18 protein-coding genes and 1 tRNA gene are annotated in these 21,552 nt (G+C 65.3%); 5 read left to right on the forward strand and 14 right to left on the reverse strand.

Annotated features, from left to right (window positions below; genetic code table 11):
• Positions 1-127: 127 nt before the first annotated feature.
• The 3 genes from ACN9MX_RS03390 to moaA form a co-directional block, all read right to left on the reverse strand.
• Positions 128-202: transfer RNA gene (locus ACN9MX_RS03390), tRNA-Asn, on the reverse strand.
• A gap of 78 nt (positions 203-280) precedes the next feature.
• Positions 281-1,057: an NAD kinase gene (locus tag ACN9MX_RS03395; protein ID WP_363735038.1), complete on the reverse strand. Its 777-nt coding sequence runs from the start codon at positions 1,055-1,057 to the stop codon at positions 281-283.
• Positions 1,054-2,064 carry a GTP 3',8-cyclase MoaA gene (moaA, locus tag ACN9MX_RS03400; protein ID WP_133651891.1) on the reverse strand — a complete coding sequence of 337 codons (1,011 nt, stop codon included), beginning with the start codon at positions 2,062-2,064 and terminating at the stop codon, positions 1,054-1,056. The genes ACN9MX_RS03395 and moaA overlap by 4 nt, the downstream gene beginning before the upstream one ends.
• 119 nt (positions 2,065-2,183) lie before the next feature.
• Between moaA and ACN9MX_RS03405 the strand changes: the two genes are divergently transcribed.
• Positions 2,184-4,196: a putative bifunctional diguanylate cyclase/phosphodiesterase gene (locus ACN9MX_RS03405; RefSeq protein WP_363754080.1), complete on the forward strand. Its 2,013-nt coding sequence runs from the start codon at positions 2,184-2,186 to the stop codon at positions 4,194-4,196.
• Between the two features lie 21 nt (positions 4,197-4,217).
• Here the strand turns inward: ACN9MX_RS03405 and ACN9MX_RS03410 are convergent, their stop codons facing one another.
• The 4 genes from ACN9MX_RS03410 to ACN9MX_RS03425 form a co-directional block, all read right to left on the reverse strand.
• Positions 4,218-4,964: a TorF family putative porin gene (locus tag ACN9MX_RS03410; RefSeq protein WP_426387226.1), complete on the reverse strand. Its 747-nt coding sequence runs from the start codon at positions 4,962-4,964 to the stop codon at positions 4,218-4,220.
• Positions 4,936-5,346 (reverse strand): hypothetical protein, encoded by a 411-nt coding sequence (locus ACN9MX_RS03415; RefSeq protein WP_363825503.1) that lies wholly within the window; start codon positions 5,344-5,346, stop codon positions 4,936-4,938. Before ACN9MX_RS03415 ends, ACN9MX_RS03410 begins: the two co-directional genes overlap by 29 nt.
• A gap of 186 nt (positions 5,347-5,532) precedes the next feature.
• On the reverse strand, positions 5,533-8,997 hold the full coding sequence (gene mfd / locus ACN9MX_RS03420) for a transcription-repair coupling factor (protein ID WP_363825505.1): 3,465 nt from the start codon (positions 8,995-8,997) through the stop codon (positions 5,533-5,535).
• Positions 8,998-9,071: 74 nt separating this feature from the next.
• Positions 9,072-9,341, reverse strand: a complete 270-nt coding sequence (locus ACN9MX_RS03425; protein ID WP_363825507.1) for a succinate dehydrogenase assembly factor 2 — start codon at positions 9,339-9,341, stop codon at positions 9,072-9,074.
• Between the two features lie 144 nt (positions 9,342-9,485).
• Here ACN9MX_RS03425 and recG point away from each other — a divergent pair, with 144 nt between their 5' ends.
• Positions 9,486-11,549 carry an ATP-dependent DNA helicase RecG gene (recG, locus tag ACN9MX_RS03430; protein ID WP_363825510.1) on the forward strand — a complete coding sequence of 688 codons (2,064 nt, stop codon included), beginning with the start codon at positions 9,486-9,488 and terminating at the stop codon, positions 11,547-11,549.
• A gap of 122 nt (positions 11,550-11,671) precedes the next feature.
• Positions 11,672-12,763: a mechanosensitive ion channel family protein gene (locus tag ACN9MX_RS03435; protein WP_363825512.1), complete on the forward strand. Its 1,092-nt coding sequence runs from the start codon at positions 11,672-11,674 to the stop codon at positions 12,761-12,763.
• On the opposite strand, the gene ACN9MX_RS03440 is transcribed toward ACN9MX_RS03435, so the two are convergent.
• A complete protein-coding gene (locus ACN9MX_RS03440) occupies positions 12,735-13,085 on the reverse strand; it encodes a PilZ domain-containing protein (RefSeq protein ID WP_363735028.1) in 351 nt (116 codons plus the stop codon). The genes ACN9MX_RS03435 and ACN9MX_RS03440 overlap by 29 nt on opposite strands.
• A 75-nt stretch (positions 13,086-13,160) precedes the next feature.
• Complete coding sequence (gene tyrS / locus ACN9MX_RS03445) at positions 13,161-14,378, reverse strand: tyrosine--tRNA ligase (protein WP_363735027.1); 1,218 nt, start codon at positions 14,376-14,378, stop codon at positions 13,161-13,163.
• A gap of 52 nt (positions 14,379-14,430) precedes the next feature.
• Between tyrS and ACN9MX_RS03450 the strand changes: the two genes are divergently transcribed.
• Positions 14,431-15,519, forward strand: a complete 1,089-nt coding sequence (locus ACN9MX_RS03450) for an anhydro-N-acetylmuramic acid kinase (RefSeq protein ID WP_363825514.1) — start codon at positions 14,431-14,433, stop codon at positions 15,517-15,519.
• Positions 15,520-15,576: 57 nt separating this feature from the next.
• Here ACN9MX_RS03450 and ACN9MX_RS03455 read toward each other — a convergent pair whose 3' ends face one another.
• Positions 15,577-16,752, reverse strand: a complete 1,176-nt coding sequence (locus tag ACN9MX_RS03455; protein WP_363825517.1) for a vWA domain-containing protein — start codon at positions 16,750-16,752, stop codon at positions 15,577-15,579.
• Positions 16,753-16,890: 138 nt separating this feature from the next.
• On the opposite strand from ACN9MX_RS03455, the gene ACN9MX_RS03460 reads away from it, so the two are divergent.
• Positions 16,891-18,255 carry a methyl-accepting chemotaxis protein gene (locus ACN9MX_RS03460; protein WP_363825520.1) on the forward strand — a complete coding sequence of 455 codons (1,365 nt, stop codon included), beginning with the start codon at positions 16,891-16,893 and terminating at the stop codon, positions 18,253-18,255.
• A 50-nt stretch (positions 18,256-18,305) separates the two neighbouring features.
• Here ACN9MX_RS03460 and ACN9MX_RS03465 read toward each other — a convergent pair whose 3' ends face one another.
• The 4 genes from ACN9MX_RS03465 to ACN9MX_RS03480 form a co-directional block, all read right to left on the reverse strand.
• Complete coding sequence (locus ACN9MX_RS03465; RefSeq protein WP_363825523.1) at positions 18,306-19,334, reverse strand: hypothetical protein; 1,029 nt, start codon at positions 19,332-19,334, stop codon at positions 18,306-18,308.
• Between the two features lie 92 nt (positions 19,335-19,426).
• On the reverse strand, positions 19,427-19,840 hold the full coding sequence (locus ACN9MX_RS03470) for a GFA family protein (RefSeq protein ID WP_363825525.1): 414 nt from the start codon (positions 19,838-19,840) through the stop codon (positions 19,427-19,429).
• 32 nt (positions 19,841-19,872) lie between these two features.
• Positions 19,873-20,718, reverse strand: coding sequence for an AAA family ATPase (locus ACN9MX_RS03475; protein ID WP_363735021.1), 846 nt, complete (start codon positions 20,716-20,718; stop codon positions 19,873-19,875).
• A gap of 66 nt (positions 20,719-20,784) precedes the next feature.
• A complete protein-coding gene (locus ACN9MX_RS03480; RefSeq protein ID WP_363826605.1) occupies positions 20,785-21,483 on the reverse strand; it encodes a DUF6975 family protein in 699 nt (232 codons plus the stop codon).
• Positions 21,484-21,552: the final 69 nt, after the last annotated feature.

A 21,552-nucleotide genomic window follows, 5' to 3' on the forward strand; every position in this document is an offset into this window, starting at 1 on the left:
TGAAATGGCAAGGGTGGCAAAAGCCGTCCGCCCGAAAAAATGGACCGGTGGCTTGATGTACCGTGAAGAGGGGCGGCCAGCCTGTCGGATCATGGTGGATTTTCCGGCTCGATCGCCGGTTGAAAAGTGGCTCCCCGAGTAGGATTCGAACCTACGGCCATTCGATTAACAGTCGAATGCTCTACCGCTGAGCTATCGGGGAGCAACCCGGCCTTCGCCGGGCAGGCCGCGCCTATAGCAGCGGCTTTCCCGCAATGGCAAGCGGCAAATGACGGAATTTTTACGCGATGAACTGTTCGGCCGCGATCCGGTCGTCCAGCGTATGTTCCGGGTCGAACAGCAGGGTCAGCGGCGTCGCGCGATCAATCTTCACCTCCACCTGCGCCACGTCGCGAACCTCGCGCTGATCGGCGACGGCGCTGACCGGCCGCTTCACCGGATCGAGCACGGTGAACTGGATCGCGGTATTTTCAGGCAGGATCGCGCCGCGCCAGCGCCGGGGGCGAAAGGGGCTGATCGGCGTCAGCGCCACCAGCGCCGATCCCAGCGGCAGGATGGGCCCATGGGCGGAAAGATTATAGGCCGTCGATCCGGCCGGCGTAGCAACCAGCACGCCGTCGCACACCAGTTCGGGCAGGACGGTGCGATCGTTGACCTTGACCTCCAGCTTGGCGGTCTGGCGCGTTTCGCGCAGCAGGGACACTTCGTTGATCGCGGGTATGGAAAAGCGCTCTCCATCCACCGTGTCGACGATCATGCGGAGGGGATTGACCTTGAACGGCTTCGCCGCCTCGATCCGCTGTTCCAGCCGTTCGAGCCGCCATTCGTTCATCAGGAAGCCGACCGTGCCGAGATTCATGCCGAAGACCGGCAGGATGTGCCGCCCCTCCAGCATGGAGTGCAGCGTCTGGAGCATGTAGCCGTCGCCGCCGAGCGCGATGATCATGTCCGCCTGCTCGACCGGGACGAAATCATAAGCGGCGCGCAACCTTTCCTCCGCCGCCTTGGCTGCTGGACTGGAGGAGGCGACCAGGGCGCGCCGGACCTCTTCGGTCATCCGCCGGTCACGCTCATATGTCTTCGCACCGCCGGCGCAGCACCAGCGCCGATGCGGAAATCATGCGCCGCCGGCTTCAGGCGAAGGGCGCGGTCTATCAGCGGCTCGACCGCCGGCAGTCCGCCCTGCCGGAAGGCCGATTTCAGGTCGACATGATCTTCATGGCCCAGGCACATGAAAATCTTGCCCTCGCAGGTCATGCGCATGCGATTGCAATCGGCGCAGAAATTATGAGTGAGCGGCGTGATCAGCCCCAGCCTTGCCTTCAGCCCCTCCACAGCATGGTAGCGGGCCGGACCGCCGGTGCGATGCGGTATCGGCGTCAGGGCATGATGCTGGCGGATCGAGTCGGCCACCTCCGTCAGGGGCAGATAATGATCGGTGCGGTCTTCCCCGGTTTCGCCAAGCGGCATCGTTTCGATCAGCGTCAGGTCGAAGCCCTGTTCGTCGCACCAATGCAGCATCGGGAGGATTTCATCCTCATTGAGGCCCTTGAGCGCGACCATGTTGATCTTGATCGCCAGCCCGGCCGCCCGCGCGGCTTCCAGTCCTTCGAACACGAGCCGGATGTCGCCATTGCGAGTGACATGGGCGAAGCGCGAAGGGTCGCGGCTGTCCAGGCTGACGTTGATCCGCCTGACGCCCGCTTGGGCCAGCGCCTCGGCATGCTGCGCGAGCCGCGTGCCGTTGGTGGTGAGCGTCAGTTCGTCCAGACCCTCGCCCACATGGCGGCCGATGCGGCGGACAAGGTCGACAATGTCCCGGCGCACCAGCGGTTCGCCGCCGGTCAGCCGAATCCTGCGAACGCCCCGCGAGATGAAGAGGTCGGCCAGCAGCCCGATCTCCTCCAGCGTCAGCACCTGGTCCTTGGGAAGGAAGGTCATCCGTTCCGACATGCAGTAGCGGCAGCGCAGGTCGCAGCGATCCGTCACCGAAATCCGCAAATAGCTGATCCGGCGGCCAAGTGCATCGGTCAGAGCCGCACGCGTAAGATCAGTCGTCTTCATATATGCAAGTTAGGCGATGGACCTGCCCCGTGCAAGCGTCACTGGTTGCGGGAGCGTAAACAGGTCGCTAACCGATAGAGCATAGGGAAGAGCTGGTGGATCGTCCCAAGGAGCAAGATGTGAGCGGCGAGACCGCACTGGACGGACAGCGCAGCCTCTACATTCTCTCGCCGGGCGACCGCGATGGACTGTCGCAGCTCGCGCAGTCGGCCGGCTGGCGCGTGATCGCAGCGCGGCGCGCCACCGATGCGGCGCAGCGTTTCCTGCACAGCGATGCCCGCATAGCGCTGACCGACATGCGTGGCGCGCGGGACGGCGACCTTCGCCTGATCGCGTCGCTGGTGCCGGCGGTGGACGCGGGCGGGGGTGCGCTGGTCGTGTTGGTGGACGCGCATGACCTTCCCGCCGTGCCGGCCATGCTGGAGGCGGGGGCGACGCATTATCTCGCGGCCCCCTTCACGCCTGCCGAACTGGGCGCGACGCTGGCTTCGGCGCAGCGCCTGGTCGACCGGCTCGTCGGCGGCACCACCCATAGCCGGCGGGCGCAACGCATCCGGCGCGGCGACGCCCTGTTCTGGGAGCGGGACGGGAACCGGATCCGCCTCAGCGACAATCTCGCCCGCCATCTTGGCGTCGAGGGGCAGAGCGTCGATCCGGCGGGCTTTATCCGGTGCCTGCCCCGGTCGGAACGCCGGTCCGTGATCGCGGCGCTGCGCGGCATGATGCGGTCGGGTCGTCCGGAGGCGTTCGCCCACGCGGCGCCGGGCCGGCCCGGTGACAGGCTGGTTCATCATCTTCGGTTGATCGACGGCGTCGTTGCGGCGGACGTGGAATGGCTTTCCGATGCGCATGGCCATGAGGCGACCGGCCGTGACGACCTGACCGGCCTGCGTTCGCGCCAGGCGGCGCTCGACTGGCTGGAGCGGCGGCAGGGATTGGCGACGACGGTGCTGCTGTTGTCGATCAGCCAGTTCGACCGGATGAACGCCGCCTATGGCCAGGTCGTGGGCGATGCCTTGCTGGGCCGAATCGCCCGCCGCATAGAGCGGATGACCATCGATATGGCGGCCGGCACCATGGTCGCGCGCATCGCCGGGACGGAATTCCTGATCGGCCTGACCGGAGAGGCGGCCACCGCGGACAAGGCGACCTTCCTGGCCCGCCAACTGATCGGCGCCATTGGCCGGCCGTTCAGCGCGGGGGACCATCTGATCCGTCTGACGGCGCGCTGCGGTATTGCCCAGTCGCGCCCCGACGATGACGCCACCCGGCTGATCCGTCGCGCCGGAACTGCCCTGGCCGATGCCCGGGTCGGGGGCGGGGAGGGCATCCGCATCTTCTCTTCGGAAAAGCGCAGCCGCCAGGTGGATGCCGACCAGTTGGAAACCGACTTGCGCCTTGCCCTTCATCGCGGGGAGATCGGCATATTGTTCCAGCCGCAATATCCCGTCGATGGCGAGCATATGATCGGGGTAGAGGCGCTGGCGCGCTGGAACCACCCGCAATATGGCGCGCTGGGCGCGGGGATGCTGTTCGCCACGGCGGAGCGTTCCGACTATATGCTGCCGCTTTCGGCGCATATCCAGGCCGAAGCGCTGCGCCAGGCCGCCGCCTGGCCGCACGCCCTGTCCCACCTGCGCCTGTCGATCAACGTCACGGCGGAGGACATCGCCCAGCCCGGCTTCATGCCGCAATTCCTGAACCTGGTCGACATGAGCGGTTTTCCCCGGTCGCGCCTGACGGTGGAGATCACCGAAAGCGGCCTGATCGAGGATGTCGAAAATGCCACGGCGTTGCTGACGGCGTTGCGCGCAGAAGGGCTGGCGGTGGCGGTGGACGATTTCGGCACCGGCTATTCCAGCCTCGCCTATCTCAAGAGCCTGCCGCTTGATTATCTGAAGATCGACAGCGGCCTGGCGCAGGACATCGCCGGGACGTCCCGCGACCGGATCGTCGTTCGCGGCGTCATCCATATGGCGAAGTCGCTGGGTCTGCGGGTGATCGCCGAGGGGGTGGAAACCGAGCAGCAGCTTGATCTCCTTACGCGCGAAGGCTGCGATTATTATCAGGGTTTCCTGCGTTCGGCGGGGGTGTCCTCCGCCGATCTGGTGGCGCTGGCGCTCAAACCGTAAGGGGCGTGCCACGGTTGCAGGCTAAAGGCTCAGTCCTATCCGTGCGATCAGGCTTGCGCCCGCATGCCGGCTGGCTGGGCCTGCGATGCTGCTGTCGGCATAGCGTAGCCCGGCGAACCAGCGATCCTTCATATAATCGACGCCCACGCCATAATCCCAATAGGTGCCATCGGGGCGCAGCCGCATGGCACGGGCCGGGTCTTGCACATCGCCCGAAGACCGGCCGATCCGCGCCGAGATGGTCAAGGGCGTGCCGGGCAACCCCATGGTCGCCGACGCGGACAGATAGAGATTGTCGCCGCCGATGGACGACTGCCGCGGGGCATAGCTGCCGTTGAAATCGATGCTGGCCGGACCAATCAGGAAAGCCGCGCCTGCGCCGATTTCGCCATAAGCCTGGTCGGCACTTCCGGGGAAAAGATGATAGCGACCTTCGGCGGACAGCCGCCATCCGCCGATCTGCCGCGCATAGGTGGCACCCAGGTCGACGACAGCGTCGGCTCCGCCATGCCGATCGCTGCCCCATAGCGAGACGGCCACGCCGTCGAGGCTCAGCCCTTCCGCCACGGGTACCGAGAGGGTGCCGCGCAGCACCGGGTCGCCGTCGCTCCAGCTCAGCCCCCGGCGCCGTTCCTCGCTGGCGGCCTCCATCGTGCCAGATACGCCATCGGCATATTGCGCGAAGGCGGGGCTGGCGCCGGCAGAGGCCAGAAAGGCGCAGGCCAGCGCAGCCTTCCTTTTAATTGGAGGCAAGATTGCGAACGGCATCAAGCTCGGCCAGTAGCGGTGCGTGGTCCGCCTGCGCAACCGCGACCAGGTGCGCGCGGATCTCGCCTTCATGGCGCGCCAGATTGCGCTCGCCCGATTGGCGGCCGGGCGTGCAGGCGCCATGCTCGCTGCCCGTAAACTGCTTGTCGCTGGAAACCGTGCGGCTGAGCGCAGGTCCATGGCTGAGCGCCCGGTCGACCAGGATGGTGGCGGTCCATTGGCACCGCTGCGCGTCCGCGCGGTTCGGGGTTCGGGCGCCTATGGTCCTGGTGCGGAATTCGGCGCGGGCGCTGTAGGTCGCATCGACCGGCGTTCCGCCATGGTCGATCTGCACGCTGTGCGTGGCCGCTGCCGCGGCCAGGGCAATAAGGGTCAAACTCATGTCTATCTCCTGCTCGACGCCGGACTTTGCTGTCCGGTCGTCAGAGCGGGATCTAGGTTGCGACTGTTGCTGGCTGTTGTCTGGCGGATGACAAAGGGGTGCTGGCTGAATGTCGATACCGCTCCGGATTCCTTGTTTGCCGCGATTTCTTAACCAGCGATCGGTTCCGATCGCTTGGAAATCGCTCTAGTTCGCCGCCTTCGCCAGCCCCTTGGAAAGCTGCAACGCACCGTTGAGGCGGGCGGCCGGATCGGCCCAGGCCCTGTTCACGACCACCTTGCTGTCGGGCCGCAGCCGGGCCACGCCGTTCAGCCGCTGGATATAGGCGACCAGCCCCTCCGGCCTGGGGAAGCGGTCCTCGAAGAAGCTGACCAGCGCGCCCTTTGGCCCGACATCGATTTTCGCGATGTTGGCGGTGACGCAATTCTGCTTGATCTCGATGATCTTGAACAGATTCTGCGTCGGCGCGGGCAGCTTGCCGAAACGGTCGATCAGTTCGGCGGCGAAGGCCTCCAGCCCCTGCCGGTCCTCGACTTCGTTGAGGCGGCGGTAGAGCCCCATGCGCAGGTCGAGGTCGGGCACATAATCCTCCGGAATGAGGATGGGCGCATCGACGGTGATCTGCGGCGAGAAGCTCTCGCGCGCCTTGTCCAGCCCCGCGCCGCCGGCCTTCGCCTCCAGGATCGCGTCCTCCAGCATCGACTGGTACAGTTCGAACCCCACCTCCTTGATGTGGCCGGACTGCTCGTCGCCGACCAGATTGCCCGCGCCGCGTATGTCGAGATCGTGGGACGCGAGCTGGAAGCCGGCGCCCAGCGTGTCGAGGTCTGACAGGACCTTCAGCCGCTTTTCCGCCGTTTCGGTGATCACCCGGTTGGCAGGCGTGGTGAAATAGGCATAGGCGCGGGTCTTTGCGCGTCCGACGCGTCCGCGAAGCTGGTAGAGCTGTGCCAGGCCGAAGCGGTCGGCGCGATGGATGATGAGCGTGTTGGCGGAGGGGATGTCGAGCCCGCTCTCGACGATGGTGGTCGAGAGCAGCACGTCATAGCGCTTGTCGTAGAAGGCCGACATGCGTTCCTCCACCTCCGTCGCGCTCATCTGTCCATGGGCGACGACCGGGCGCACCTCCGGCACTTCGGTGCGGAGAAATTCCTCGATCTCCGTCAGGTCGGAAATGCGCGGCACGACGAAGAAGCTCTGGCCGCCGCGATAATGTTCGCGCAGCAGCGCCTCGCGTACCACCACGCCGTCCCAGGGCATGATGTAGGTCCGCACCGCCAGGCGATCCACCGGCGGCGTCTGGATGACCGACAGTTCCCGGAGGCCAGACATGGCCATCTGCAGGGTGCGCGGTATGGGCGTCGCGGTCAGCGTCAGCACGTGGACGTCGGTCTTGAGCGACTTGAGCCGTTCCTTGTGGGTCACGCCGAACCGCTGTTCCTCGTCCACGATGACAAGGCCCAGCCGCTTGAATTCCAGCCCCTTGGCCAGCAGCGCGTGGGTGCCCACGACGATGTCGACGGTGCCGTCCGCCAGACCGGCCTTCACCGCCTTCGCCTCCTTGTCCGGGACCAGCCGGGAGAGGCGGCCGATCTTAACCGGGAAGCCCCGGAAACGCTCCTCGAAATTCATGTGATGCTGGCGGGCGAGCAGGGTGGTCGGGCAGATCACCACAACCTGCATCCCCGCCATCGCCGCGACGAAGGCGGCCCGCAGCGCGACCTCCGTCTTGCCGAATCCGACATCGCCGCAGACCAGCCGGTCCATCGGCCTGCCCGCGCCCAGATCCTCGATCACATCGCTGATCGCCCGATCCTGATCGTCGGTTTCCTGATAGGGGAAGCGATCGACAAAGGCGGGATAGCCGGCGCTGTCGGGTTCCGCCACGGTCGCGGGCCGCAGGGCGCGCTCCGCCGCGGTCTTGAGCAATTCCCCGGCGATCTCGCGGATGCGTTCCTTCATCCGCGCCTTGCGCCGCTGCCAGGCCTCTCCGCCCAGCCTGTCGAGGCTGACGCCTTCGCTTTCGGAGCCGTAGCGGGAGAGAACCTCCAGATTCTCGACCGGCACATAGAGCTTGTCGCCGCCGGCATATTCCAGCGCGACGCAATCATGCGCCGCCTTGGCGACGGGAATCTGGGTCAGCCCCTCATAGCGGCCGATGCCATGGTCCATATGCACGACCAGGTCGCCCGGCGAGAGCGTCGCCAGTTCGGCCAGGAAGGCGTCCGCGCTCTTCTTCCGCCGGGCCCGCCGCACCAGCCGGTCGCCCAGCATGTCCTGCTCGGTCAGCACCGCGACATCCGGGGCGGTGAAGCCATGGTCGAGCGGCAGGACGGTGAGCACCGTGCTGCCCCCGGCGGCGAGGCCCAGAGACTCCTGCCAACTGTCCGCCGCGGCGATCCGTTTCAGCCCATGGTCGGCCAGCAGCCCGGAAAGCCGTTCCCGCGCGCCGCCCGAATAGCTGGCGATCACCACCTTCTTCTTCGCCCGCTGAAGCGAGGCGATATGCTTGCCCACCGCCTCATAGACGTTGGCGTTCTGCGCCCTCTCCGGTGCGAAGTCGCGCGGGCCGTCCACGGCGAAGTCGATGACGGAAGCGCTTTCCGGTTCATGGAAGGGCGTGGTGGCGTGCATCGGCCAGTCGTGCGCGAGGGCGGCCCATTCCTCCGCCTCTAGATAAAGTGCCTTGGGCTCCAGCGGCCGATAGGCCCCCGGATCGGAGGATTTCGCCGCCGCACGATTGGCATGATAGTCCCTGATCGCCTCGAACCGCGCCTCTGCCGCGCCGGCGACGCCGTGGTCCAGCAGGATAAGGCTGTCGTCGCCCAGATGATCGGTCAGGGGCACCAGCCGTTCCTCGAACAGCGGCAGCCAATGCTCCATGCCCTGCAGTCGCCGTCCGTCGCTCACCGCCTGGTAGAGCGGGTCGCCAGTGGCCGTGGCGCCGAAAATCTCGCGATAGCGGCCGCGGAAACGCTTGATCGTCTCCTCGTCCAGCAACGCCTCCGACGCGGGCAGCAGGGTGAAGCCCTCGACACTCCCGCTCGTCCGCTGATCGGCAGGATCGAAGCGGCGGACCGTTTCTATCTCGTCCCCGAAGAAATCAAGCCGGAGCGGCTGTTCCTCGCCGCCCGGAAACAGGTCGACAATGCCGCCGCGAATGGCGAATTCGCCGCGATCGTGCACGGTGTCGGTGCGCACATAGCCGTTCGCCTGCAACATTTCGGCCAGCCGCGAGATCGCGATCCGTTCCTTGGGCGCGAGCTTCGCCACCAGTTGCCGCACGCGGAACGGGGTGAGGGTGCGCTGGGTGAGGGCGTTGAGCGTGGTCAGGACGAGTTGCGGCCCCCTGGGCCTGGCCTGCAAGGCATGAAGCCCCGCCAGCCGCGCCGACGCTGTCCGCAGCGAAGGACTGGCCCGGTCATAGGGCAGGCAGTCCCAGGCCGGAATCTCGACAATCTCGATCTCCGGCGCGAAATAATGCGCCGTGTCCGCCACCGCCCGCATGAGTTGCTCGTCAGGCGCGACGAACAGGGCGCGGGAAGGCGCCGCCCGCGCAATGTCGGCCAGCAACCAGGGCTGGAAACCGGCAGGCACGCCCGAAAGGGTGATGGGTGAGGATGCTTTGAGGATTTTGAGAAGGTCGGTCATTCGCTACTCAGTAGCCCGCCCGGAGACGGGAGGGGTCAGGGAGGGCAAGTCAGGTCAGGTCAGGTCGGAGGGGATTACTTCCTGCCGATCTCCACGAAATCCATCTTCACGAACCTGTCCCACATCGGCCCGCGCCACTCGTCCGGCAGCGGCAGCGTCCCCAGGGCCCAGGCCATGATGTCGGCATCCTGTTCCTCGATAAACCGCTCGAACCAGTCGAGTTCCGCTTCGCCCCATTCGCCATGGTAGCGGTCGAAGAACCCGCCCACCGCCAGGTCCGCTTCCTTGATGCCACGATGCCAGGCCCGGAATTGCAGGCGGCGGATGCGGGGGTCTTCGTTCACAATTTGTTCCTTGCGCGGACATGACAAATTCGCCGATCGGATGTTTGAACCACCATCCCGGCTGGAGTTTTTCTGTTTGCGCATTTTCCGGGCCGCCAGACGTACCGTCCGGCTCGAAAATGCTCTAGACCGCCTCAGATAGCCATGCGACCCGATATCCTCAACCCACTCTTCACCGAAATCGAAGCCCTGAAGGGCGTCGGCCCCGCGCTCGCCCGACCTCTGGAGCGGCTGGGGCTGGCTCGCGCCGTGGACGTGGCATTCCACCTGCCGGTCAGCTTCATCGACCGCCGCATGGTGGATGAACTGATCCTCTCCGACTCCGGCCGGGTCATCGGCATTGAACTGACGCCGACCGATTACCGAGCTTCCGGCAGCGCCCGCGCTCCATTCCGCGTGATCGCGCGGGACAAGCACGGCAACAGCGTCGCGCTGGTCTATTTCGGCCGCAACAGCGCATGGCCGCGCAAGCTGCTGCCGCTCAACGAACCCAAATTCGTCTCCGGCAAGCTGGAGGCCTATGGCGACAATCTTCAGATCGTCCACCCCGACCATGTCCTCCCGCCGGAGGAAGCCGATACCATCCCGGCGCGCGAGCCGGTCTACGGCCTCTCCGAAGGCCTCAGCAACAACCGCCTGCGCGACCTGGTGGCGCAGGCGCTGACCCGCGCGCCTGACCTCCCCGAATGGATCGAACCCAGCCTCCTTGCGCAAAGGGGCTGGCCCACATGGCGCGAAGCGCTCACCCGCATCCACGCCGACCCCAGCGACGCCATGGCCCGCGAGCGCCTTGCCTATGACGAGATCTTCGCCGGCCAGCTTGCGTTGATGCTGGTCCGCCAGTCCTCCCGCAAGCGCAGGGGCGTGCCGATCGCCGGCGACGGCCGACTGCGCGCCATGCTGCAACTGCCCTTCGCGCCGACGGGCGCGCAGCGCCGCGCCTTCGGAGAAATCGAGGGGGACATGGCCCAGCCTGTCCCCATGCTCCGCCTGCTGCAGGGCGACGTAGGATCCGGCAAGACGCTGGTGGCGCTGATGGCCCTGCTCAACACGGTGGAGGCGGGAGCCCAGGGCGCGCTCCTCGCTCCCACCGAAATCCTGGCCCGCCAGCATTATGAAACGCTGCGCAGGATGGCGTCGGGCCTGCCGGTGAACATCGCCATCCTCACCGGGCGGGAAAAGGGCAAGGCGCGCGAATCCACCCTCATGGGGCTGGCCGACGGCAGCATCGACATTCTGGTCGGCACCCATGCCATTTTCCAGGATGCGGTGCGTTACAGGAACCTCGCCCTGGCGGTGATCGACGAGCAGCATCGCTTCGGCGTCGCGCAGCGCATGATGCTGGCGGCCAAGGCGGAGCGCACGCCGCATCTGCTGGTGATGACCGCCACGCCGATCCCGCGCACCCTGACGCTCACTTATTATGGCGAGATGGACGTGTCGCGCCTGGACGAGATGCCGCCGGGCCGGCAACCGATCCAGACCGTCGTCATGTCCTCCGGACGTCTCGACGAAGTGGTCGAGGCGCTGGCCCGCCATGTGGAGGGCGGGGGGCAGGCCTATTGGGTCTGCCCGCTGGTCGAGGAAAGCGAGAATAGCGACCTTGCCGCCGCAGAGGCGCGGGCGGAAACGCTGCGGATGCGCTTTGGCGAACGCGTCGCCATCGTGCATGGCCGGATGAAGGGGCCGGAAAAGGACGCCGCGATGGAGTCCTTCGCTTCGGCCCGCACGAAAATCCTGGTGGCGACCACGGTGATCGAGGTCGGCGTCGATGTTCCCAACAGCAACCTCATCATCATCGAAGGGGCCGACCGCTTCGGCCTTGCCCAGCTTCACCAGCTACGCGGGCGCGTCGGGCGGGGGCAGAATCAATCGGTGTGCATTCTCCTGCGCGGCAATGCGCTGAGTGAAACAGCGAGGGCGCGCCTTGCCCTGATGCGGGAAACCAATGATGGGTTCCGCATAGCCGAGGAAGACCTGCGCCTGCGGGGCGCGGGCGAAATATTGGGCACGCGCCAGTCGGGCGAGCAGCAGTTGAAGCTCGCTACGCCGGAGCATCTCTCCGCCCTGCTGGACCCGGCTCGGGACGACGCCCATCTGCTGATCGACAGGGATGGCGGCCTGAGCGAAGCACGCGGGCAGGCAGCCCGAACCTGCCTCTATCTTTTCGAACGCGACGCGGCGGTGGGCCTGCTTCGCAGCGGGTAGAGTCCCTGCTCCTGCCTTCAGGAACAGGGCCAGGAACAGGACAGGACGGCGCGGCACATATTGTGAAAACAACGTCTTGCCGCAGTTGCGAAACCATCCCGCCGCCCTGTCGTTGCATCGCCATGCAATCCGACATCAGCCTGCACCATGTCACGTCGATGGCGGCGATCTCGATCGGCCTGTCGGTCGTCGTCGCCTTCCTGCTCCATTGGCTGGCCTATTGGCTGGCGACCCGCATCGTCCACCGGATGCGGATGGAGCCGGTGATCCTGCCCGCCCTCTACCACCCTACGCGCTGGCTGATCGTCCTGATGACCTTGTCGGCGGGCGTCCAGCCGCTGACCTTCACCCCGAATGTGGAGGCGATCTGGTCCATCGGTTCCAGGATGCTGTTCATCCTGCTCATGGGATGGCTGATCTTTTCCCTGATGCGGGCGGGGCGCATCATCCTGGAGCGCCGCAGCGACATCAGCGTGGCGGACAATCTCAAGGCGCGGCGGCAGCATACCCGAATCCGTATCCTCTACCGCGTGACGCAGTTCATCGTCGGCTTCCTGATCCTCTCGCTGATGCTGATCGCCATTCCCGGCGTACGGAGCATCGGCGTTACGCTGATGGCATCTGCGGGGCTGGCGGGGCTGGCCGTCGGCGCCGCCGCGCAGCCCGCGCTCAAGAATCTGATCGCGGGCATACAGATGGCCTTTTCCGAACCGATCCGGCTGGATGATGTCGTCATCGTCGAGGGTGAATGGGGCCGGATCGAGGATATCAAGCTGACCTATGTCGTCGTCCGCATCTGGGACGACCGGCGGATGATCGTGCCGATATCCTATTTCCTCGAAAAGCCCTTCCAGAACTGGACGACGAAAACCTCCGACCTGCTCGGCACCGTCTTCCTTTATGTCGATCCTGCCGCGGACATAGAGGCGATACGGGCGAGATTCATCGAGGCGGTCCAGGCCAACAGCCGCTGGGATGGCCGCGTCGCCATCATGCAGGTGACCGACCAGCGCGCCGATGCGCTGGAACTGCGCGGCCTTCTGAGCGCCCGCAACGCCGGCATAGCCTTTGACCTGCGCTGCGAGGTGCGAGAGGCGATGATGAATTTCCTGCGCACGCAAATGCCGCAGGCGCTGGTGCGATCGCGTCAGCGGCTGGAGGCGGGGGATGATCTGGGTAAGGCGTTTACCAGGCCGTCTGGCGCGGCGGTATGAGGGCGAGCATGGCGTCATAGACCTCCGGCTCGATCCGCTGCAGGAACTCCACGCCGATCCGCCCTTCTTCCGACCAGCGCACTTCCGCGGCCTGGTTCTTCACCACGGGCAGCCATATCGTTACCCGCTCGCCAATGGTCAGCGGCGCCTCTGTCCGGCACATCAGGCCCAGGGCAGAGATGTTGATGATCCGCACACCATGGCTGCGGCCCTTTGCCGTGATATGGCTGACCATATCGACCAGATCTCGCTGCACGCGCCGCTGGCTGACCGCGGGACCCCGCTCGTTCAGATGGGAAAGGCTGGCGAACACTGAAGGCATGGAAACAGGATAGGTAGGGAAGATGGCCTCTTCCTTACCTATTGTGGTTAAGGCCGCCTAAAGCCTTTTTCGATTTCAGGGGGTTACCAGCCCGTGCCGTTTCGCGCCGAAGCTGACCTTGTCACCGGCCTTCAGCGACAGGGCGGGATCGCTCACCACCTCGCCATTGACGCGGATCGCGCCCTCGGCCAGCTTTCGCCGCACTTCCTTGTTGGAAGCGGCAAAGCCCAGCGCTGTCGTCCCCTGCAGGATGTTCAGCCCGTCCGCGCCCAGGCTGACGCTGGGCAGATTGGCGTCCGATGCGCCCTCTTCAAAGGTTCGCCGGGCCGTCTCCGCGGCCGCGGCGGCGGCTTCGGCACCGCGGCAAAGGGTCGTCGCCTCGTTCGCCAGGATCTTCTTCGCCTCGTTGATTTCGGCTCCCTGCAGGGCGGCCAGCCGCTCCACTTCGTCCATCGGCAGATCGGTGAACAGGCGCAGCCGGCTGGCAACGTCGGCATCGGCCGTGTTGCGCCAGAACTGCCAGTAATCATAATGCGAAAGCTGGTCCTCATTGAGCCAGACGGCGCCGCCCACGGTCTTGCCCATCTTCGTGCCGTCGGCATTGGTCAGCAGCGGGGTGGTCAACCCGAACACATGCGTACCGTCCACCCGGCGTGCCAGTTCGACGCCGTTGACGATGTTGCCCCACTGGTCCGATCCGCCCATCTGCAACCGGCAGGCCGAACGGCGCGACAGTTCCAGAAAATCATAGGCCTGGAGGATCATATAGTTGAACTCCAGGAAACTCAGCGACTGTTCCCGGTCCAGTCGCAGCTTCACCGAATCGAAGCTCAGCATCCGGTTGACCGAGAAATGCTGGCCGATGTCGCGCAGGAACGGGATATATTCCAGGCGGTCCAGCCAATCGGCATTGTCGGCCATGATCGCGTCGGTCGGCCCGTCGCCGAATGTCAGGAAGCGTTCGAACACGCTTTTGATGCTCCCGACATTCTGCGCGATCGTGTCTGTGGTCAGCAGTTTGCGGGCCTCGTCCTTGAAGCTGGGATCGCCGATCTTGCCGGTGCCCCCGCCCATCAGGACGATGGGCTTGTGCCCGGCCTTCTGCAATTGGCGGAGCATCATGATCGACACCAGGTGACCGACATGCAGCGAGGGCGCCGTGGGATCGAACCCGATATAGCCCGGCACGATCTGTCTGGCGGCCAGGGCGTCCAGGCCCTCCGCATCGGTCAGTTGGTGGATATAGCCGCGCGCTTCGAGCAGGCGGAGCAGATCGGACTGGTAGTTGCTCATGGCGCGGCCCTGTAGCATTGAGAGGAATAGTGTAAAAGAGGCAGGATCATCGATGCTCGCAATAGGCCTGATGTCGGGAACATCGCGCGACGGCATAGACGCCGCGTTGATAGAAACCGATGGCGAGGGCGCCGGCAAGGGCGTCGCTTTCCACGCCATGTCCTATGGCGAGGGCTTCCGCCTTCGCCTTGCCGAAGCCTGTCAGCGCGCCATGACGATGGAGAGGCCGGGTTTCGAACCGCTCATCCACGCGGTCGAGGAGGAACTGACGGAGCTTCATGTCGAGGCGATATCGGACCTGCTGGCCCGCAGCGGCCATGTGACGCAGGACATTGCCGTCATCGGCTTCCATGGCCATACCGTGGCCCATCGTCCCGAATGGCGCTGGACCTGGCAGATCGGCGACGGCGCCGCCCTGGCGGGGGCATTCGGCATCCCTGTCGTCGCGAACCTGCGCAGCGCCGATGTCGCGGCAGGCGGGCAGGGTGCTCCGCTGCTCCCCGTATATCATCGTGCGCTGGCCCATGATCTGGCGAAGCCGCTCGCCGTGCTGAACCTGGGCGGGGTCGCCAACCTTACCGCCATTGCCTCCGACGGGGAGATTTTTGCCTTCGACACCGGCATGGCAAGCGGCCTCATCGACAATTGGATGCAGACCCATGGCGACCGCAGCTTCGACGAGGATGGCGCGACCGCGGCCAGCGGCCAGGTCGACGAGGCGCGGCTGGCCCGCATGCTGTCCGACCCGTGGTTCGCCGTCGCTCCGCCCAAGAGCATAGACCGCGAGGCGTTCACCATCGACGCGGTGCGCGGGCTGTCGCTTGCGGATGGCGCGGCGACCCTGACGGCCTTTTCCGCCGCAGCCGTTGCGCGGGGGATGGAGCATCTCGTCGAACGGCCGACGCGCATCTATGCCGCTGGCGGAGGACGCCGCAATGCGACGCTGATGCGAATGCTGGGGGCCTATACCGGCGCGGATGTGCGGCCCGTGGACGAACTGGGATGGGACGGCGACGCGCTGGAGGCGCAGGGTTTCGCCTATATGGCCGTACGCCATATGAAGGGCCTGCCCATCAGCTTCCCCGGCACGACCGGCGCGCCGCAGCCGATGACGGGCGGCGTGCTCTTCGAACCGGCGTAAATTCTTCCGCCCAGGGCTGTTTTCCGTCGCCTCGGCAATACCGGGCGAGCCGGCGGATCACCGCTTGCGGGTCAGTTCCCGCATGGCGTCGTCTATCCCCTCGATCGTCAGCGGATACATGCGCCCGTTCATGATCTCGCGGATCATCCGGGTCGACTGATTATAACCCCAGTGCGCCTCCTGCGCGGGGTTCAGCCAAACGGCCGCCGGATAGGTATGCAGCACGCGGCTCAGCCAGGTTGCGCCCGGTTCGTCGTTCATATGTTCGACCGAGCCGCCGGGATGGCTGATCTCATAGGGGCTCATCGCCGCGTCGCCGACGAAGATCACCTTATAGTCATGCCCATATTTGTGGAGGATATCCCAGGTCGGCGTGCGTTCGGAAAAGCGGCGGCGGTTGTCCTTCCACACGCCCTCATAAAGGCAGTTGTGGAAGTAGAAGAACTCCATGTTCCTGAATTCGCTCGTCGCCGCCGAGAACAGCTCCTCGCAAAGCATGATGAACGGGTCCATCGATCCGCCCACGTCCAGGAACAGCAGCAGTTTCACTGCATTGTGCCGCTCTGGCCGCATGCGGATGTCGAGCCAGCCCTGCCGCGCCGTTCCCCGGATCGTCTCGTCCAGGTCCAGTTCGTCGGCCGCGCCCTCCCGCGCGAAGCGGCGCAGCCGCCGCAGCGCAACCTTGATGTTGCGGGTGCCCAGTTCCCTTTGATTGTCCAGATTGGCGAATTCGCGCTTTTCCCAGACCTTGATGGCGCGCTTGTGCCGGCCCTCGCCACCGATCCGCACGCCCTCGGGATTATAGCCGCCATGGCCGAAGGGGGATGTGCCGCCGGTGCCGATCCACTTGTTGCCGCCCTGGTGACGCCCCTTCTGCTCCTCCAGCCGCTTCTTCAGCGTTTCCATGATCTCGTCCCAGCTTCCCAGCGACCTGATCTCCTCCATTTCCTGCGGACTTAGGAATTTTTCCGCCACCAGCCGCAGCCAGTCCTCCGGGATGTCCGCCTCCACCGCTTCGCTGTCCAGCACGCCTTTGAACACGCGGGCGAATACCTGGTCGAAGCGGTCTATCAGCCCCTCGTCCTTCACATAGGTGGCGCGCGCGAGATAATAGAAATCCTCCGGGCGCTGTCCGATCACGTCCCGGTCCAGCGCCTCCAGCAGCAGCAGATGTTCCTTGATGCTGGCGGGAATGCCGGCAGCGCGCAGCGCATCGAGAAAGTTGAGCATCATGATGGCGCCCTTGTCCGCCAGCTTGGCGGATCATGCAAGCAGCGGACGTTGTCGGAATGTTAAGTGTTGCATTGCATCGTTAACAGGGCAGTATCCATATTGGGTGGAATGGGGCAGTGACCATTGGAAAACGGAGATTTGTTGACCGACCTGGGGGAGCGATCGGGCGACATTGCGTTGCAATGCAGCGAAACGGCAGGCTTTCTGGGGGAGCTTACCCGCCGCATTCATGAGGACTCGGCGCATCTGGGTGAACTGCAATCAACGATGCAGGCGCTGGCCGTCAGCCAGAATGAAAGCGTGCTGGCTGCGCAGGAGCTCAGCCTGACGGCCCGTCGCGCGGGCCAGATCATCGCCCAGGGGCATGAGGCGATTGGCCGTTCCCTGGGCCAGGTCACGGAGCTGATCGAGAATGTGACTGGCCTTGAAGGGCATTTGCGGCAATTTCTGAGCGTTATAGAGACCGTGGGCGATATTTCCGGGCAACTGGGCGCGATCGCGCGGCAGACCCGCCTGCTCGGCGTGAACGCAGCGATCGAGGCGGCCCGCGGAGGCGAGGCGACGCAGGGCTTTGCCGTGGTGGCGGACGAAATCCGTCGGCTGGCGGGGCAGGCGGGCGAGTCCGCCGCTTCCGTGGGGGACAAGCTGGGGCAGCTCGACCATGACGCCCGGCGACTGATCGGCGGGGTCGAGGCCAATATCCTGCGTGGCCGCGACGTCGGTTCGCATATCGATACTCTGCGCGTCAGCATGGCGGAAATCGCTTCGCTGGTGACGCAATTCGGGCAACGTTCCGACACGATCGCCACTTGCACGGATGAGGCGGATGGCGATGTGGCGGCGTTGCGGCAGGGGCTGGCCCGTTTCAGCCAGTCCGCGACGGAGAGCGCGACGCGCGTGGCGACGGCGCGCAGCCATCTGGAGAGCCTGGAGGGCATGGCGAACGCGATGCTCAACACGGCGGCGCATGGCGGGCACGTCACGCGCAACAGCCGCTATATCGGGTTCGCCGAAGAAGGGGCGGAGGAGGTGCAGGCGCTGATCGAACGGGCGTTGGCGGAAGGCGCGCTGGACATGGCCGGCCTGTTCGATACCGCCTATCGGCCGGCTCCCGGTTCAGAACCGGCGCAATATGAAAATGGCTTCACCGCCTTTGCCGACCGCTTCGTGCAACCCGTCCTGGATCGTCGCACGGCGCAGGACAGCGCCATCGTCGGTTGTTGCCTGATCGACATGAATGGTTATCTGCCAACCCATATCAGCGCGCGCAGCCAGCCGCAGCGGCCCGGCGAGGCGCGATGGAACATGGAGCATGCGCGCAACCGGCAGATTTTCATGGACAGCCAGACGCGCCGCGCCCTGGATGGAGAAGGGGATTTTTTCCTGTTCACCTATCGCCAGGATCTGGGCGAGGGACGTTACCGGGCGCTGCGCAGCGTCTTCGTGCCGCTGATGTTCGGCGGCCGGCGCTGGGGCCTTTATGAGGTCGGCTATCTGATCTGATCGGCTATCCTGCCACTCCGCATTTCTACCCGGCCGCCCGGAAGCCCGCCCTAATGCAGCTTTGCGTCCGCCGTCCGCACCGTCATCTGGCCGCTGGCGGTGTAGGCTGCGGTTGCCCCGGCCTGCGCGGTTTGCGGATCCTTTCCATCCAGTATCTGGGCAATCTGCCGCGCACTCGGCACCTTGTCGTAAATGCCGTAGAGATCGGTCTGGCCCACCGAGTGGATCGAAAGCTGATAGCCGCTGCCGGTCGTGGCGGGATCAAATGTCATTACCGTGCCCGAATCGTCCACCGGCACGATGATCGCGCCGTCGGCAATGCCGGCCTGTTGCAGGATGTCGTAGCTGCCATTGGCGGTTTCGGCCTTCCCGCGGACGCAAAGATCCGCCTGCCCTTCGCGGGGCAGGGAATTATCGACGGGTTGGGCAGATGTCTGATGGGTCAGCCGCGCTTCGGCCGCGTCGACGGCCGGGCACGCCGTCAGCCTCGCCGGTTTTGTGGCATGGATGGATGCGGGCGCATCGAAGCGGAGACCCGCCAGCATGCCGTCCAGGCCTGCGAGGACTTCCCTCCGCCGTTCGGTCGGTCCCGTGACGCGCAGCTTCACGATCCAGCGCCCGGCGTGCAGGAATGCCGCCGCTGTGGTGAGCGCACCGTCGGCGGCATCGTCATAGACGGCGCGAATGGCGGCATTGGCGCGCCCCGCAACGGCGACGCTGGAATAATCGGTGCGGTGCGTCCTTGCGCCAAAGCGCTCCATCACCGCCTTGTCCGTCATATAGGCGGCCAGCGACGCGTCGGCATAGCTGGGCAGATAGACATAGAGCGTCGCCTGGACCGCGCCGTCTTCGGACAGATATTGGGCGTAATTGTCGATCCCCTTGCCGCCGTTGGAAACCTCCCCGCTCTTGGAGAGGGACAGCCCGGCCACTGTCTGCGGCATGCTGATCCCCGCTGCATCGGCGCGCAGCGCGGTGGCAGTGGGTGTCCAGGCTTCCCTTTCCTCGGCCGCGCGCGCGAATGCGGGCGCTGACAGGGCCAGCACCGCCGATAAAAGGGACCACGCACGCTTGGGCATTGGCATCCTTCCTCCGATTCATGGCCGTCTTGGCGCGGCTTTGAACGTCGGGGGAAGTTGAGCCGAAATGCATCGGCGGCGCAAGCGGCCTTTCAGGTCACGGGCGGCATTTGTGCCGGATAATGGGGCAATTCCGGGTCCAGATGCGCCCAATCGGGCGCCGCATCGGTCCAGATCACCGCCTGCGGTCCCAGAAGTTCAGGATCGTCAAGCGCGCCAGCCCGAATGAAGGTGAGGTGGGGACGCGATTCGGCCAGGCTGAAAAGCGGCGTGCCGCATTCGGGACAGAAGCCGCGCCGCATGGCATTGCCGCTGTCCGCCATGCTGTGATGCCAGCGCACCTCTCCGGTCACCGTCAGCTTGTCGGAAGGGAAGCAGACATTCACCGTTCCTGATCCGGCGCCCAGATACTGGCAAAGCCGGCACCAGCACATGCGCGCCGCCATGGGTTCCGCATCGATGTCGATCCGTACCTGTCCGCACAGGCATCCAGCTTGATGAGCCATGGGTCGGGCCTTTCAGTTGAAGGGGGGCATCCTTACCGGCCCTGTCGCCGGGCCATGAAGGCAAGCCGTTCGAACATCATGATGTCCTGCTCATTCTTGAGCAGGGCGCCGTGGAGTGGCGGGATCGCCTTGGTGGGATCGCGGTCCTGCAATATGTCGAGCGGCATGTCCTCCGCCAGGATCAGCTTCAGCCAGTCGAGCAGTTCGCTGGTCGATGGCTTCTTCTTGAGACCGGGGACTTCCCTCAATTCGTAGAAGATTTCCATCGCGCGCTTGACCAGGACCTTCTGGATGCCGGGGAAATGGACGTCGATGATCGCCTGCATCGTCTCCCGGTCGGGGAATTTGATATAGTGGAAGAAGCAGCGGCGCAGGAAGGCATCGGGCAGTTCCTTCTCATTATTGGAGGTGATCACCACCACCGGCCGCTCCCTGGCAGCGACCGTTTCCCCCGTCTCGTAGACGTGGAAGGCCATGCGATCGAGTTCCTGCAGCAGGTCGTTGGGGAATTCGATGTCGGCCTTGTCGATCTCGTCGATCAGCAGGACCGGCAGGGTAGGGGAGGTGAATGCCTCCCACAGCTTTCCCTTGCGGATATAATTGCCGATGTCGTGAACGCGCGGATCGCCGAGCTGGCCATCGCGCAACCGGGCGACGGCATCATATTCGTACAGCCCCTGATGCGCCTTGGTCGTCGACTTGACGTTCCATTCGATCAGCGGAGCGCCCAGGGCCCTGGCGATTTCCTGCGCCAGCACGGTCTTGCCGGTGCCCGGTTCGCCCTTCACCAACAGCGGACGGCGAAGCAGCACCGCGGCGTTGACGGCGACCTTCAGATCGTCGGTGGCGACATAATCCTGCGTGCCTTCAAACCGCATATTGCTGCTTCTCACCCTGCTTGTGCCGGGCCAACTATGGCAAAGCAGGGGTGGAGCGCAAAGCCTTTATCGGCCAGTCACGGCCTGATCCTTGCCGGCGCGTATTCCTGCGCGGGCCTGAAGCACATCCCACAGCCCGCGATGCTGGTTGAGCAACTGGCGTGTTCCGAACAGGATGGCACGGTCGACGGCGTCGTCGCCGCCGATTTCCCTGGCGACCTCCAGAGTCGCCGCCCGGCCGGGAAGATCGCAGACATGGGGTTCGAGCCCGACGCGAATCGCCGCGATGTCCAGAACGTGCCGCACCGCCCGCCAGTCGAGCACCAGCGCGATCGCCGCGCCCATGGCGCAGCCCCGCCGGTCCGACTGGGCCAGCATGTCGAGGGCATGGCGCTGCTGGCTGACGACGGTTTCGCAATCGCTCTGTCCCGCCGTGCTGGGCGCGGGACCGACGGCGACAGTCACCTGGGTCAGATAGGCCCGTTCCCGTGCAAAGGCGTCGGCCGCCTGGATCAGCCAGTTGCGCGCCGCATTGTCTGCGGATCGGGTGGCGGCATGGTCGATCACGCCGGGATGACGGCCATGGAGCAGGCAGAGATAATAGGCTGCGTCGGCCAGGTCGGGCAGCGACATCGTGGCATTCGCGCCGAAACTCGCCCGCGCGCCGCTGGCATAGCCATGTCCGGCCGTGCCGTCGGCGGCGACCACGGCATCCAGGATCTGCGATACATCGCCAAATTGATAGCGCGGTGCTGCTTCGCTCATCATCTTCCCCTGCACACGCCGGCCAACCAGCGGAGCCACATTCCGCGACGGTAGAGAGTCGAGGTAAAA

It is taken from the genome of Sphingobium sp. R-21, assembly GCF_049913335.1.
In the GTDB taxonomy this organism is placed as follows: Bacteria; Pseudomonadota; Alphaproteobacteria; order Sphingomonadales; family Sphingomonadaceae; genus Sphingobium.

Excerpts from the sequence above, each read along its gene's own strand:
- ACN9MX_RS03475 (WP_363735021.1), bottom strand. The coding sequence starts at position 20,718 with ATGCGGTTTGAAGGCACGCAGGATTATGTCGCCACCGACGATCTGAAG.
- tyrS (WP_363735027.1), bottom strand. The coding sequence starts at position 14,378 with ATGAGCAACTACCAGTCCGATCTGCTCCGCCTGCTCGAAGCGCGCGGC.
- ACN9MX_RS03470 (WP_363825525.1), bottom strand. The coding sequence starts at position 19,840 with ATGGCTCATCAAGCTGGATGCCTGTGCGGACAGGTACGGATCGACATC.
- ACN9MX_RS03395 (WP_363735038.1), bottom strand. The coding sequence starts at position 1,057 with ATGACCGAAGAGGTCCGGCGCGCCCTGGTCGCCTCCTCCAGTCCAGCA.
- ACN9MX_RS03435 (WP_363825512.1), top strand. The coding sequence starts at position 11,672 with ATGCAATCCGACATCAGCCTGCACCATGTCACGTCGATGGCGGCGATC.
- ACN9MX_RS03450 (WP_363825514.1), top strand. The coding sequence starts at position 14,431 with ATGCTCGCAATAGGCCTGATGTCGGGAACATCGCGCGACGGCATAGAC.
- recG (WP_363825510.1), top strand. The coding sequence starts at position 9,486 with ATGCGACCCGATATCCTCAACCCACTCTTCACCGAAATCGAAGCCCTG.
- ACN9MX_RS03455 (WP_363825517.1), bottom strand. The coding sequence starts at position 16,752 with ATGATGCTCAACTTTCTCGATGCGCTGCGCGCTGCCGGCATTCCCGCC.
- ACN9MX_RS03465 (WP_363825523.1), bottom strand. The coding sequence starts at position 19,334 with ATGCCCAAGCGTGCGTGGTCCCTTTTATCGGCGGTGCTGGCCCTGTCA.
- ACN9MX_RS03415 (WP_363825503.1), bottom strand. The coding sequence starts at position 5,346 with ATGAGTTTGACCCTTATTGCCCTGGCCGCGGCAGCGGCCACGCACAGC.
- ACN9MX_RS03480 (WP_363826605.1), bottom strand. The coding sequence starts at position 21,483 with ATGAGCGAAGCAGCACCGCGCTATCAATTTGGCGATGTATCGCAGATC.
- ACN9MX_RS03410 (WP_426387226.1), bottom strand. The coding sequence starts at position 4,964 with ATGCCGTTCGCAATCTTGCCTCCAATTAAAAGGAAGGCTGCGCTGGCC.
- moaA (WP_133651891.1), bottom strand. The coding sequence starts at position 2,064 with ATGAAGACGACTGATCTTACGCGTGCGGCTCTGACCGATGCACTTGGC.
- mfd (WP_363825505.1), bottom strand. The coding sequence starts at position 8,997 with ATGACCGACCTTCTCAAAATCCTCAAAGCATCCTCACCCATCACCCTT.
- ACN9MX_RS03440 (WP_363735028.1), bottom strand. The coding sequence starts at position 13,085 with ATGCCTTCAGTGTTCGCCAGCCTTTCCCATCTGAACGAGCGGGGTCCC.